This window comes from Streptomyces sp. NPDC001941, from assembly GCF_040296945.1.
In the GTDB taxonomy this organism is placed as follows: domain Bacteria; phylum Actinomycetota; class Actinomycetes; order Streptomycetales; family Streptomycetaceae; genus Streptomyces.
In genome coordinates, this window is the sequence record NZ_JBEOYE010000034.1 from 79341 (window position 1) to 92437 (window position 13097).

General features: G+C 71.8%; 11 protein-coding genes. 10 read left to right on the top strand and 1 reads right to left on the bottom strand.

Features of this window, described 5'->3' with window-relative positions; translation table 11 throughout:
* Window positions 1–84: 84 nt before the first annotated feature.
* The 3 genes from ABT160_RS22835 to ABT160_RS22845 all read left to right on the top strand — a co-directional run bounded on the left by ABT160_RS22835 (window position 85) and on the right by ABT160_RS22845 (window position 1731).
* On the top strand, window positions 85–447 hold the full coding sequence (locus tag ABT160_RS22835; RefSeq protein WP_351649581.1) for a DUF1304 domain-containing protein: 363 nt from the start codon (window positions 85–87) through the stop codon (window positions 445–447).
* A gap of 4 nt (window positions 448–451) precedes the next feature.
* Entirely contained in the window at window positions 452–1018 is a 567-nt protein-coding gene (locus ABT160_RS22840) for a TetR/AcrR family transcriptional regulator (RefSeq protein ID WP_351649582.1), read from the top strand.
* A gap of 89 nt (window positions 1019–1107) precedes the next feature.
* Window positions 1108–1731, top strand: a complete 624-nt coding sequence (locus ABT160_RS22845; protein ID WP_351649583.1) for a TetR/AcrR family transcriptional regulator — start codon at window positions 1108–1110, stop codon at window positions 1729–1731.
* Between the two features lie 141 nt (window positions 1732–1872).
* Here ABT160_RS22845 and ABT160_RS22850 read toward each other — a convergent pair whose 3' ends face one another.
* Window positions 1873–5139 carry a bifunctional cytochrome P450/NADPH--P450 reductase gene (locus ABT160_RS22850; RefSeq protein WP_351649584.1) on the bottom strand — a complete coding sequence of 1089 codons (3267 nt, stop codon included), beginning with the start codon at window positions 5137–5139 and terminating at the stop codon, window positions 1873–1875.
* A 237-nt stretch (window positions 5140–5376) separates the two neighbouring features.
* Between ABT160_RS22850 and ABT160_RS22855 the strand changes: the two genes are divergently transcribed.
* The 7 genes from ABT160_RS22855 (at window position 5377) to ABT160_RS22885 (ending at window position 13009) form a co-directional block, all read left to right on the top strand.
* Window positions 5377–5892 carry a PadR family transcriptional regulator gene (locus ABT160_RS22855; RefSeq protein WP_351649585.1) on the top strand — a complete coding sequence of 172 codons (516 nt, stop codon included), beginning with the start codon at window positions 5377–5379 and terminating at the stop codon, window positions 5890–5892.
* A 177-nt stretch (window positions 5893–6069) separates the two neighbouring features.
* The gene (locus ABT160_RS22860) at window positions 6070–7350 is read left to right on the top strand and encodes a DUF2306 domain-containing protein (protein ID WP_351649586.1); all 1281 of its coding nucleotides are present in this window, start codon (window positions 6070–6072) and stop codon (window positions 7348–7350) included.
* A 62-nt stretch (window positions 7351–7412) separates the two neighbouring features.
* Window positions 7413–8462 (top strand): hypothetical protein, encoded by a 1050-nt coding sequence (locus ABT160_RS22865; protein ID WP_351649587.1) that lies wholly within the window; start codon window positions 7413–7415, stop codon window positions 8460–8462.
* A 177-nt stretch (window positions 8463–8639) separates the two neighbouring features.
* Entirely contained in the window at window positions 8640–9170 is a 531-nt protein-coding gene (locus ABT160_RS22870; RefSeq protein WP_351649588.1) for a hypothetical protein, read from the top strand.
* A 367-nt stretch (window positions 9171–9537) separates the two neighbouring features.
* The gene (locus ABT160_RS22875) at window positions 9538–11502 is read left to right on the top strand and encodes an APC family permease (RefSeq protein ID WP_351649589.1); all 1965 of its coding nucleotides are present in this window, start codon (window positions 9538–9540) and stop codon (window positions 11500–11502) included.
* A 259-nt stretch (window positions 11503–11761) separates the two neighbouring features.
* Complete coding sequence (locus ABT160_RS22880) at window positions 11762–12556, top strand: AAC(3) family N-acetyltransferase (RefSeq protein WP_351649590.1); 795 nt, start codon at window positions 11762–11764, stop codon at window positions 12554–12556.
* 90 nt (window positions 12557–12646) lie between these two features.
* A complete protein-coding gene (locus tag ABT160_RS22885) occupies window positions 12647–13009 on the top strand; it encodes a DUF779 domain-containing protein (protein WP_351649591.1) in 363 nt (120 codons plus the stop codon).
* Window positions 13010–13097: the final 88 nt, after the last annotated feature.

A 13097-nucleotide genomic window follows, 5' to 3' on the forward strand; every position in this document is an offset into this window, starting at 1 on the left:
GGTCACCCTTTTCTGGACAGGCGTCCATGTATGGTGGACACCTGTCCATGTTCCATGAGGGTTCTACGAGGGGTGACGACGCGCATGACGGCGGTCGCGACGGTGCTGGTGGCCTTGGTGGCCGCGCTGCACGCCTATTTCCTGGTGCTCGAGATGTTCCTGTGGCAACGGGCGCCGGGGCGCAAGCTCTCCGGGTTCGACGCGGAGATGGCCCGCGCCACCACCCCACTGGCCGCCAATCAGGGCCTGTACAAGGGCTTCCTGGCCGCCGGTCTCATCTGGGGCCTGCTGGCCGGGGATCCGGTGGGCTTCCCGGTGCGGGTGTTCTTCCTGTGCTGCGTGATCGTCGCGGGGGTGTACGGGGCGGCGACCGCCAACCGTCGCATCCTGTTCGCCCAGGCCCTGCCGGGCGCACTCGCCCTCGGTGCCGTCCTGCTGGCCGGGTGAGGGCGTGAGGCCCGCGGCGGAGGACCCGCGCACCGAGCGCACCCGGAGCAAGCTGCGCGAGGCCCTGCTCGCCGAGTGCGCGGACGGCGCGCTGGCCGAGGTCAGCGTCGCCGCGCTGGTCCGCAGGGCCGGCGTAGGCCGCGCCACCTTCTACACGCACTACGCCGACCTGGAGGCCCTGGCCGTCGACGCCTGCGCGGGGATCGTGCGCGAGGCCGTGGACGCCCTGCACGCCTGGCGGGGCCGACCGGACCCCGCCACGCCACCGCCCGCCCTGGTCGACTTCTTCTCGGGCCTCCCCCGGCACGGCGCGCTCTACCGCGAGTTGCTCCGGCCGGGAGGCGGCGGCCCGCTCGGCCTGGTCCTGCACCGGGACCTGCGCGAGCGCAGCCGCACCGAACGGGCGCTGGCGGGCGCGCCGGAACCGGATCTGGTCGCCTCGGCCGTGGCCGCCGCCTTCGCGGGCGTCTTCGCGGACTGGCTGCACGGCACCATCGAGGGCACCCCCGCGGAAGTCACCGGGCGGGTGTGGCGGCTGCTGATCGCGCTGCACGGCACCCCGCTGCCCTGAGCGGACCAGGCGGCAGCCGGAGACAGGTGGGCGGAACAGCGACTTGTTCAGCTGACTGCATCGAAGGACCAAGTCGCTAGGATGCACCCATGGCACACGTGACCGCGGCCGAGCGCCGCCCCCAGCTGATCAAGGCCGCCATCGCGCTCATGACCCGGGAGGGCGTGGCCGCGGGCAGCACCCGTGCCATCGCCGCGGAACTCGGCGTCGCCCAGGCCACCGTGCACTACACCTTCGGTACGAAGGAGGACCTGTACCGGGCGGTGATGGGGCAGTTGACGCACGACCTGGTCGCACAGGTGGAGGCAGCGGCTCCGACGGGTGCGGGGTTCGAGGAGACGATCGCGGCGCTGGGCACCGCACTGTGGCGCACGGTGCGCGAGCAGCCCGAGAGCCATCAGCTCCTCACCGAGCTGAACATGTTCGCGCTGCGCTCCCCCAAGCTGCAGGAGGCGATCGAAAGCCACTACCGCGAGGCGGGCGAGGTGACGGCGCGACTGATCCAGGCGGCCGCCACGCGCGCGGGGTACACACTGGCCGTCCCCGCCGAGACCGTGACGCGCCTGTTCCTCGCCGGCTTCGACGGGCTGATCCTGCAGCGTCTGTCGCTGCCGGACGACGCGGCCGAACTGCCCGCGCTGCGCGCCCTGGTGTCGAGTGTCGTGGCGCTGGCCGGGGGGAAGCTGGAGCTGGTGGAACTGCCCGCTCTGTGAGCGGGTGCGGGCCGAACGCGCCTTCCTGCATCGCAGGCGAGAGCTGTAACGGCCCCACTCCGTACGGCGAACACCGAAGTGGGGCCTGTCCGGACACCGCTGTACGGTGTCCGGCCAGGCCCCTTCCGGCGGTCCGGGCGGTCAGCCCGCCCAGACGTCCTCCACGTAGGTCCCCGACTCCGTCATGGCGGTCAGCCAGTCCTCGGCCACAGCCGCGTCCGCGCCCGTGCGCTCCCGGTAGACGGCCTTGAACGCGTCGCGGACCGCGGGTGCCATCCGCCGCCCGTCGCCGCACACGTACACCCGGCCTCCGGCTTCCAGGACGCGCCACACCTCGGCACTCTCTCGGGCGATGCGGTCCTGTACGTAGCGCACGCCTCCTTCGGGAGCCCGGGAGAACGCGGGCCGCATGCTGACCGCCCCCGCCTCCTGCGCCCGAGCGAACTCGTCCTGGTGCAGGTAGTCGACGTCGGGGTGGTCGCAGCCGAAGTAGCACAGCAGGGTGCCCGTGGAGCCGGTGTGCGCCCGGTCGAGGACGGCGCCCCGGAAGGGCGCCAGGCCCGTGCCGGCGCTCACCAGGATCACCGGCACCGTCTCGTCCTGGGGCAGACGGAAGGCGTCCGCGCACGGCAGTACGCGCGCGTGGACCACGTCTCCGGCTCGTACGGTCGCCAGGTAGTGGGAGCCGACCCCCTGGAACTCGCCCTCCCCCGCGCGGTGGGGTGCCGCGAGCAGCGAGACCATCAGCTCCACCTCGCGCGGAGCGGCCTGCGCGGAGGAGGAGATCGAGTAGTGGCGGGGGCGCAGGACCGGAAGGAGCTCCAGGAATCGCTCGAAGGGCAATTCACAGGCGCGGTAGCGCTCCAGGAGGTCCAGGACGCTCACTCGCGCGTCGGTGACCCGCTCGCGGAACGCGTCGCTGTCCGAGGCCGCGAGTGCGGCCAGCGGGACGCGCTCCGGAGGGCACGCCGTGTGGGCGGCGAGGAGTGCGACCTGGGCGGGCTCGGCGGGCTCCTGGAGTTCGACGAACTCCGTCAGCAGGGTGCGCAGGGTCAGTGGACGGTCCACGGGCAGGGCGGCGCGGCTGCGGCGGCGCGCGCTCAGCCGTACCGTGCGGTCCAGGTCGAGCCCGAAGCGGTCGGCGACCCGCCGCACCAGTTCCCGGGGGTTGCGCGGCAGGACGGCGAGGTGGTCGCCGGTGCGGTACGTGACTCCCTCGGGCAGCCGCAGCCTCAGGTAGCGCTTGGAGCGGCCCAGCGGGTGCTCCACGTCGACCAGTTCACGGGCTTCGACGACCTCCATGGGGCGGACGCCGTGGCGGGCCGCCAGGTCACCGGTGACGCGGTCGGGGGCGTCCTCCAGGACGTACAGGCCGTCCTCGCCACTGTCCGGTGCCTGCGTGTCGTCCGGGGCGCCGGACGTCGTCTCCCCCTCGCCGTACTGGTCGAGCAGTACGGTCCACAGGTCGGTGCTCCAGCGGTCGACGGCGGAGGCGAAGTCGCCGGAGGCGTCGGCCTCGGCACGCTCCAGTAGTGGCGTGGCCCCGGCGGCGCGCAGGCGCTCGTCGATCAGGGTGGGGACGCGCTGGTAGGTGGCGGCCCAGTTGCGGTCGCCGACGCCGAGGACGGCGTACCGCAGTCCGTCGAGCGAGCCGGGTCGCAGCTCGTCGAGCCGGGCGACGAACCGGGCGGCGTCGTCGGTGGGACGGCCGTTGTAGGAGGCGGCGGCGATGACCACCGGACCGTCGGCGTCGGTGAGACGGCCGGCCCAGTCGTCGAGCGGGGAGACCGCGGTGGTGAAGCCGTACTCGTCGCCCTCTGCGGCCAGGTCGTGGGCGATGCCCGTACAAGTGCCCAGGTTGGAGCCGTGCAGCAGGGTGAGGGAGGTCGTACGGGCGCGACGGCGCCCTCGGGTGTCCGGCGTCGGCGGTGTGACCGGGAGGGTGGGGCCCTGCGGCGCGGACGGGCGTCGTTCCGCGGAGGTGCGGCGGGCGAGTTGCAGGGTGAAGCCGTCGGGCTTGAGGGTGAGCGTCTGCTTGACCTTCAGTTCGTAGTCCGCGTGGTCGATCAGCCGGTAGCGGTGGACCAGGAGGCCGAGCAGCAGGGTGGCCTCGTGCAGGGCGAACTGCCGTCCGATGCAGGCCCGCTCTCCGCTGCCGAAGGGCTTGAAGAGGTGTACGGGGCGGGCTGCCTCGCGCTCCGGCGTGAAGCGCTCGGGGTCGAACAGCTCGACGTTCTCGCCCCAGGCAGGGTCGCGGTGCAGGGCGGGCGTCAGCACCATCAGCGTCTCTCCCTTGCGCACCTGGTGGGTGCCGCCGATGACGGTGTCCTCCAGGGGCTCCAGGGCGAAGGCGGGGGCGGTGGGCCACAGCCGCAGGCTCTCGTTGAGGACCTGGCGCAGATAGGTGAGCTTGCCGATGTCGCCGTAGGAGGGATCAGGGCTGTCGGTGTCGCCCCACAGTGCGTCCACTTCGGCCTGTGCGCGGGCCAGGACGGCGGGGTGCTTGGTGAGGTAGTGCAGGGCGAACGCCAGGGCACCGCTGGTGGTTTCGTGCCCGGCGATCAGGAAGGTGATCACCTGGTGGCGGATGTTGACGTCGTCCAGCGGCTCGCCGGTCGTGGTGTCGCGCGTGTGCAGCATGCGGCCGAGGAGGTCGTCGGTGCTGGTGTCACCGGAGGCCCTGCGGGCCCGGATGACCTCGTCGACGAGGTCGGTCATCAGCGCCGCGTCCTTGCGGAACTGTTCGGCGCGCTTCCAGCGGAAGAGTTCGGTACCGGGGATGGACTCTCCCTTGAGCTGCGTGTGGCCCAGGGCGCGGCCCATGGCGTCGACGAAGGGGTGGAGGTCGTCGCGGCCGAAGGAGCCGAAGTCGTAGTCGAAGCCGCACAGTCCGATGGTGTCGAAGGTGAGCCGGGTCATGTCGTCGGCCACGTCCACCGGCCCTGCCCCCACGGCCCTGTCCCACTTGCCGACCAGCGAACGGGCGACGCGCAGCATGGTGGCGTGGTAGCCGCGCATCGCACCGAGGGAGAACGCGGGCAGCAGGATGTCGTGGGCCTTCTGCCAGTTGGGCTCGTCCCGGTAGGCGGTGAACAGGCCGTCGCCGGCGATCTGACGGATCTCGACGAGGTCGGCGTGCACGTTCTTGCGGAAGCGCGTCTCGTCGCAGAGTTCGGCGACCAGGTCGAGCCCGCCGACGAGGACGGTCTCGGAGCCGAAGGCACGGACCCGGAAGACCGGGCCCAGTTCCTTCACCTCGTTCATCAGGTGGCGCAGCCCCTCGGCGCCGCTGGGGATGTCGAGGGCGTGGCCGATCAGGGGCAGCGCGGGGCGCTCGGGGATGGGGCGGATGCCGGTGCGGGGGCGGGAGTCGGTGGCGCGTGCGGGAGACGTGGGGGCGAGCGTCATGGGAATGCCTTTCGTTCCGTACCGGTCGGCCTCGGGGCCTGGAGCGCGTGTCGTGCAACCGCTGTCGACCATGAAGTTACATTCGACTTTGTCACCTGACAATGTCGTACGACTGTGTTGCATGACACGGTCAGTTCGCACAACCTCTTGGGTGAAGTGGGCGTCAGGGCCGGAGGGTTGGGTTCCGCTCCTGCGGGACGAGCACACCCCGACAGGGGGCCGCGATACGGTCGCCGCATGCCTGAAGCCCGGTTGACCACGCCCTCGTACCTCGTCCTCGGCATCATCGAAAAGCTCGGCGAGGCAAGTCCGTACGACGTGAAGGTCGAGGCGGCACGGACGGTCGCACCCTTCTGGTCGGTGCCGCACGCACAGGTGTACGCGCAGTGCGACCGGCTCCTGGAGGCCGGGCTGTTGTCCCAGGCACGCCAGGAGGGCGGGCGGAACCGGCGGTTGATGAGCCTCACCGAGGCGGGCCGCGAGGCGTTGCGGGGCTGGCTGGAGGACCCGGCGTTCGTGCCGGTCGAGGCGCGTGAACGGGGCATCCTGAAACTGTGGTTCGGGGCGCGCCCCGGCACCATCGCACCCGTTCAGCTGTCGGAGCACGAGCGCACGCTCACCGAGTACGAGGGCCTCGCCGAGAGCGTGGGAGAGCTGCTCACGCGCGGCCAGCGCGAGGCGCTCGAGTTCGGCATCCGGTACGAGCGGATGATGGTCGACTTCTGGCAGTGGGTGGAACACCGGGAGGACTGACTGCCGGTCGCCACGCGCGTGCGCCTCTCCGTCGCTACGCGCGCGTGGCCGGCAACCACCTTGCCCTCGCGCACCTGTTGACCCCGATGACGGCGGAGCCTTACGTTCTCGATAGTCCAGAAAGGACTATGGGGCGCTGAGTGCTGGGCCCCGACCGCCGAGCGGGGAGAAGACACCGTGAGCCGTCTCAGGGAGGTCGTCCACCGGGTCACCTGGGGGCGCGCCGCGATCGTCACGGTGGTGGCGGTGTGCGTCGGCTACGCGCCCGTCGCCATGACGGAACTATGGCCCTACGCGCGCCCGGGCGCGCCCGCGTTCGGCGAGTGGTTCCTCTCGAAGACGGTGTCCCCCGCATACGTGGCGGAGGCCCTCAAGACACGGATCGGGCCCTACGGGCGCAGCCTGGTGCCGATGATCGTGCACTCGGTGCTCGGCGGTGCGCTGATGCTGCTCGGACCGCTCCAACTGCTCTCGGCGGTACGACGACGGCCCCGACTGCACCGCTGGTCCGGCATCGCCTTCGCGGTGACCGTCTACGTCTCGATGGCGGGCGCGGGTACGTACCTGGCGCGCACCGCGCCCCAGGACGCCTTCAGCGGCTCCGCGTTCTGGATCATCCTCGCGACCATCCTGGTGGGGACGGTCCTGAGCGTGACGTTCGGCATTCTGGCCGCCGTGGGCCGCTTCCCCGGCCTGCACCAGCGGTGGATGCTGCTCTGCTACGGCTACTTGATGACGGCACCCCTGCTCCGCTTCGAGTGGGGCGGGCTGCCCCTGCTGATGCCCGGCCTGTCGATGGAGGACGTCAACCGGGTCGCGATCATGCACCTGGGGTCCGTCGTGGTGTTCGGCTCGCTGCTCGCCTCGCGCGCGTGGGACCGTCGGCGCGGACCTCGGACGATCGCGGAGGGTACGCGCACCTGGGCGCCCTGGCCCGTCCTCGCAGTGGCGCACGTGGTGGCCGCAGCGGCGCTCGCGTGGGTGGTCGGCGACCATCTGGAGCGTGGCGCCCAGGGGGTGCGCCTGCTCACGGCCTACCTGGTCCCCTACGCCGTCGCGTACGCCGTGATGGTGCTGCGGCTGCGCGGGGCGGGGCGCGAGGGCCGGACCTGGGCGCGCGAGGAGTGGGGGCTGCACCTCGCGTGCCTGTGCCTGGCGCCCGCGTTCTCCGTCGGTGCGGCGGTGCTGTTCGAACGGTCGATGGGGCTGGACCACGCGACGGCGGTGTCGGCCGGCGTGAGCATCGGCTGCGGGGTGCTGGCGTTCGCGGCGACGATCCTGGTGAGCCTGCGGGTGATGTACGAACGGGAGTTGGCGAAGCGGGCGCTCGCACCGACTGCCTCCGGCGTCGTCGAGTCGCCCTCTTCACACCCCGTACAGGCTTCACACCCCGTACAGGTTGAGGCTTCGACTCCGGCGGCGGCGCGGATCACGGACGGGGAGCCGGTACGGGGATGAACGGCGAGGCGGGAACGGCGAACGAGGCGGCGGTTCCGGCGACGGACGAACGGAGCCGGGCCGTGGACCCGGAGGATCGTGAGACGGGTGGCGACGTGACCGACGGGATGGCCGGTGCGCGGCACGGGTCCGCGGCAGCGGGCGTCGTGGAGCCCGGGCCGGGCGGGCGTCCGTTGAGCGTCGGGCTGACGATGCTGGCGGTCGTCGTGGCGGTGGTCAGCATGACCACCGGCGGGGCCATGGCCGTCTCCGGGCTCTTCGGGTACGCCTTCGGCCCCTGGCGGTCGCCCGAGGCTCTGAGCCCGGGGCTGATCGGGGCGGCGATGCTGGGCGTGGTGCCCGCGCTCTTCACGCTCGGCCGGGCACGGGCCTGGGAGGAGGCACGCACACTGGTGCTGCCGGTGGTCGTGGTGCTGGTCGGCACGTTCGCGGTGAGCCTGCTCAACGGCGGCGATCTCCACGTGGCCCGGGGCGGGTCGGTGGTCCTGGTGCTGTTCAGCATCGGCTGGGTCGGCGTGCTCGGTGTACTCGCGCTGTGTGCGGTGGTGACGCTGGCGCTCCAGTACGTCCGGCCCGCCGGGCCACCCGGCGCCCGGGTGGCACCACTGCCCGGGTGGACGAAGCCGTTCCTGGCGGTCCTGGGCGCGGGCTGGCTGGGTGCGGGCGCCGGCCTGCTGGGGATGCCCGGGTTCTGGGGGCAGTTCGTGCCGTGGTCGACGAGCCGCGCCGACGCGCAGGGCCTGGGGGTGTGGGCGCTGGCGATGGGCATCGGAGTTCTCGGCTCGCTCGCCGAGGACGACCTGGCACGCTCCCGGCCCGCGCTGCTGGCGGTGCCGGGGGTGGCCGCGGTGGCCGCAGTGGTACTCGCCGCGAACGCCTCGGCCGTGGACTGGGCGTCGGGTGGCGCCTTCTCCCTCGTGTCCCTGCTGGCCGGCCTGATGTCCACGGGCCTGATCGGGCGGTGGCTGCTGGCGCGGCAGGAAACGTCGAAATCGGCGGCGCCTGAAGCCGGTTCGGGTTCGGGCTCCGGGCCCGCGGCGCCCGGGAGCGAGTCCGGCTCGGGCTCCGGGCCCGTGGCACCAGGGGCCGGCTCCGGCTCCAGGCCCCTATAACGGGGACGGCCGAGTGGCACCACTCCCCCGTCTCCGGCGCCATGCGACTGCGGCAAAAAGCCGTCTGGCACCGGCGTGACCTTGACTTTCACGGGGTTGGCGCCACGAATGGCCAGTTGGCGCCATCCAGCCCCACCCCCCCTTGTCCTGGTGCCATCGTGATGCCATGCTGGCGTCATGGACCTCACGCCCTACGTCACCCAGCTCCGCAACGAACTCGCGGTCGCCGCGGACGCCGGAGGGGACGAAGCTCGCGCCCTGGCCGAGCGCCTCACGTCCCCCCTGGAGTCCGCCGTCAGGCTCACCCTGCTCAGTGCCCTGTCCAGCGCCATGGACGAGGTGACTCGCGAACTGGCTCCGGGGTCGGTGGACGTGAGGCTCCGCGGCCTGGACCCCGAGTTCGTGGTGACACCACCCCCCACTCACGGGCCCGACTCCATGCCGGGCACGGGAGCGGCGCCGGCCCCGTCACCAATGGCCCCGGCCGCCTCGCCCGACGGCGATGACGGGGGAACGGCCCGCATCAACTTCCGCCTGCCCGCCCACCTCAAAGCCCGCGTCGAGGACGCGGCCGGCCAGGAGGGCCTGTCGGTCAACGCCTGGCTGGTCCGAGCGGTGGCCGCAGCCCTGGAGCCGGGCGCACCCGCCCGCTCGACGGGCAACCGCTCCGCATGGAGCGGCCAGAGCTTCACCGGCTGGGTCCGCTGACCCGACCCGCCCCACCCCGCGTCCGGCCCTCATGACCGCCCTTGTCGCGGCGCCCACGACCGGCAAGGCCGTGGCCATGGCGACGGCCTTGTCGCGGCGCCCACGACCGGCAAGGCCGTGGCCATGGCGACGGTCGGGAAGTGATCTTCGAGAGGGGGTGTGTCCAGCGGATGCGGGGCAAGGAGGGTTCGAGCCGCCGGAGGGGCGGAGGAACGGTCTCAGGTGACCGTCGGGGGGCCGTGGCGACGGGGCACCCCGGCGGGGCTGGGTCGGGGCTCGTACTGGATACTCGCTCCTCGCCATCGGGCAACGCGTCGGCCGGCGGGCAGGGGCGTCATCACGCAGAGCAGTTCGGGGAGAGTCCACCATGACCGCGACCGGCGTCGAACCGGAGCAGCGCGCCCACCACGGTGCGTGGCGCGCCTGGCTCCTGGAGGGGCTGAGCGAGCAGACGGCCCGTCACCCCGGGCCGCACGGAACCACGTCGGCGGAGCACAAGGGCCACAGGTGGTGGCGGGTGATGTGCCTGACGGGCGTGGACTACTTCTCCACCCTCGGCTACCAGCCGGGCATCGCCGCCCTCGCCGCCGGGCTGCTCTCGCCGGTGGCGACACTGGTGCTGATCGGCCTCACCCTGCTGGGCGCGCTGCCCGTGTACCGGCGGGTCGCCAAGGAGTCGCCGCACGGCGAGGGGTCGATCGCGATGCTGGAGCGGCTGCTGCCGTGGTGGGCGGGGAAGGTGTTCGTCCTGGTGCTGCTGGGATTCGCGGCGACCGACTTCATCATCACCATCACGCTCTCCGCGGCGGACGCCACCGCGCACGCGGTGGAGAACCCGTTCGCGCCGCACTGGATGGAGGGCGGCAACGTCTGGATCACGCTGCTGCTCATAGCAGCGCTCGGCGCGGTGTTCCTGAAGGGGTTCCGCGAGGCGATAGGCGTGGCGGTGGTGCTGGTGGCCACGTACCTCTGCCTGAACGTGGTGGTGCTGGCAAGCGCCGCCTGGCACGTCGTCAGCGAGCCCAAGGTGATCGGCGACTGGACGGGGGCGATGACGGCCGAGCACTCCTCACCGCTGGCGATGGTCGCGGTGGCACTGCTGGTCTTCCCGAAGCTGGCGCTGGGCATGTCGGGGTTCGAGACGGGCGTGGCCGTGATGCCCCAGGTGCGGGGGGACTCCTCGGACACGTACGAGAACCCGGCCGGGCGGGTGCGAGACACGCGGAAGCTGCTCACCACCGCGGCCGTGATCATGAGCTGCTTCCTGGTGCTTTCGAGTCTCGCGACGACGATGCTGATACCCCAGGAGGCGTTCAAGAGCGGCGGGCCGGCGAACGGGCGGGCGCTGGCCTATCTGGCGCACCAGTACCTGGGTGAGGCCTTCGGGACGGTCTACGACGTGTCCACGATCTGCATCCTGTGGTTCGCGGGGGCTTCGGCGCTGGCAGGGTTGCTGAACCTGGTGCCGCGCTACCTGCCCCGGTACGGCATGGCGCCGGAGTGGGCGCGAGCGGTGCGGCCGCTGGTCCTGGTGTTCTTCGTGATCGCCGTGTCGATCACCCTGTGGTTCAACGCGGACGTGGACGCGCAGAGCGGTGCGTACGCGACCGGCGTACTGGTCCTGATGCTGTCCGCGGCGTTCGCCTCCACGGCGGCGGCACGGCGCAGCGGGCACCGGGGGGCCACCGTGGGGTTCGCCGTGGTCACGGCAGTGGTGGCGTACACACTGGTGACCAACGTGGTGGAGCGGCCGGACGGACTGAAGATCGCGCTGCTGTTCATCGTGGCGATCCTGCTGACGTCATTCGCCTCCCGGGTGCACCGGGCCTTCGAGTTGCGGGCCGCCGACGTCACGTTCGACGACACGGCGCTGCGGCTGGTCGACGCGGCGGCCGAGGCGGGGCCGCTGCGGATCATCGCCAACGAGCCGCAGGAGCACAGCACGCTGGAGTACCGGGTGAAGGAGTACAGCCAGCGGGAGGAGACGCACATACCCGAGGGCGGCCCGGTGCTGTTCCTGGAGGTGGTCATCAAGGACTCCTCCGACTTCACGACGGACCTGGAGGTGCACGGCGTCGAGAAGCACGGGGTGCGCATCCTGCGGGTGCGGGGAGCGGGAGTGCCCAACACGATCGCGGCGGTGCTGATGCAGCTGCGCGAGCGCACCGGGCAGGTGCCGCACGTGTACTTCAACTGGACAGAGGGACATCCGGTCAGCCATCTGCTGAGGTTCCTGGTGTTCGGCGACGGCGAGGTCGCGCCGGTCACCCGTGAGGTCCTGCGCCGCGCGGACTCCAATCCGAAGAGCAGGCCGAGGGTCCACGTGGGATGAGGGAGGGGGCGTGGGTTGAGGTAGCGGTCGGGGGCGTCCGCCGGGGCGCGTCCGAGGAGCGGACGTCCGCGAGCGCGCGCTGTCGTGCTCGTACCGGCGCTCCGGCCGCGACGCGCGCCGCTCGTGCGGGTGAGGGTCCGCCGGAGGGAGTTACGGGGGCGGCGGCCGGGTCTACCATGCGAAGCCGGGACCAGTGCCGTGCACACAATGCCGTGCACACAGACGACGCCGTCTGACCGGGCGGCGGGAATGAGCTGCCTTGAGCCCTCTCCTCGCGGAAGGCCAACTCGCCTTACAGCTCGACGAACTTGGGCTGAACGCGGGTGACGTGGTGCTCGTCCACACGTCGCTCAGGGCGGTCGGGCCGGTCGAGGGTGGAGGAGAGGCCGTGCTGCGGGCCCTGCGGTCCGTACTCGGGCCGGAGGGCACCGTCGTGGTCCCCACCTTCACCTCCGCCAACTCCGACACCTCGCCCGCCTACCGCGAGCGTGTGCAGGGGCTGAGTGCCGAGGAGGTGCGGCACGTACGGGACAGCATGCCGCCGTTCGACCCGGAGACCACGCCGTCGACACAGGTGGGGGTGTTTCCCGAGATCGTGCGCCGGGCGCCGGGGGCGCTGCGCAGTGCCCATCCGCAGACGTCGTTCGCCGCGCTCGGCCCGCACGCCGAGAAGATCCTCTCCGACCACCGCCCCGACTGCCACCTCGGCGAGGACTCCCCCCTGGCGCGGCTCTACGAACTACGGGCGCGCGTACTGCTCCTCGGTGCGGGCTTCCACCGCTGTACGGCCTTCCACCTGGGCGAGTACCGGGTGCAGAGCCCGCCGCGCCGCACGTACAGCTGCGTGATCCGGGAACGGGGGCGGCGGCGCTGGTGGTCGTACGAGGACGTGGACCTGAGCGACGAGGTCTTCGGGGAGGTCGGCGCGGACCTGGTGCGTGGGGTGACCGGGCGGAGCGTACGCAGCGGTACGGTCGGTGCGGCGCGGTGCCATCTGTTCGGCGTCGACGAAGCCGTCGACCACGCGAGGGACTGGTTCCCGCTGCACCGCTGAGCCCCGACCTCAGCCTGGCCTGGCCCCTGATCCGACCCGGTCCGGCCGCTTGCAACGGGGTCGCAACCTCGCGTGTGGTTCAACTGGCCCATGGCGAAGGACGACGTACCGCGCGTGGAGGTCACCGAGGCGGCAGCCGGGCTGTTGCGGCGGTTGACGGAGCTCCACGGTCCGCTGATGTTCCACCAGTCGGGCGGCTGCTGTGACGGCAGCGCCCCCATGTGTTACCAGGACGGGGAGTTCCGTACGGGCTCCTCCGACGTGTTGTTGGAGTCGCTCAGTGTGGAAGGGGTCGAGAAGCCCGTGCCGTTCTGGATGTCGGTGTCGCAGTACGAGGCGTGGAGCCACACCCGGCTGATCGTCGACGTCGTCGAGGGGCGCGGCAGCGGTTTCTCGCTGGAGGCGCCGGAGGGGGTTCGTTTCCTCATTCGTTCCCGTCTCGTCGGCACCTAGTGCCGCATCAGGCAACGTTCGCCCCAACATGGGGCTGATGAGTGGTTGTTGGTTGCCAGAATGGTGGGATGGCCGAGCGTGTGCGGGT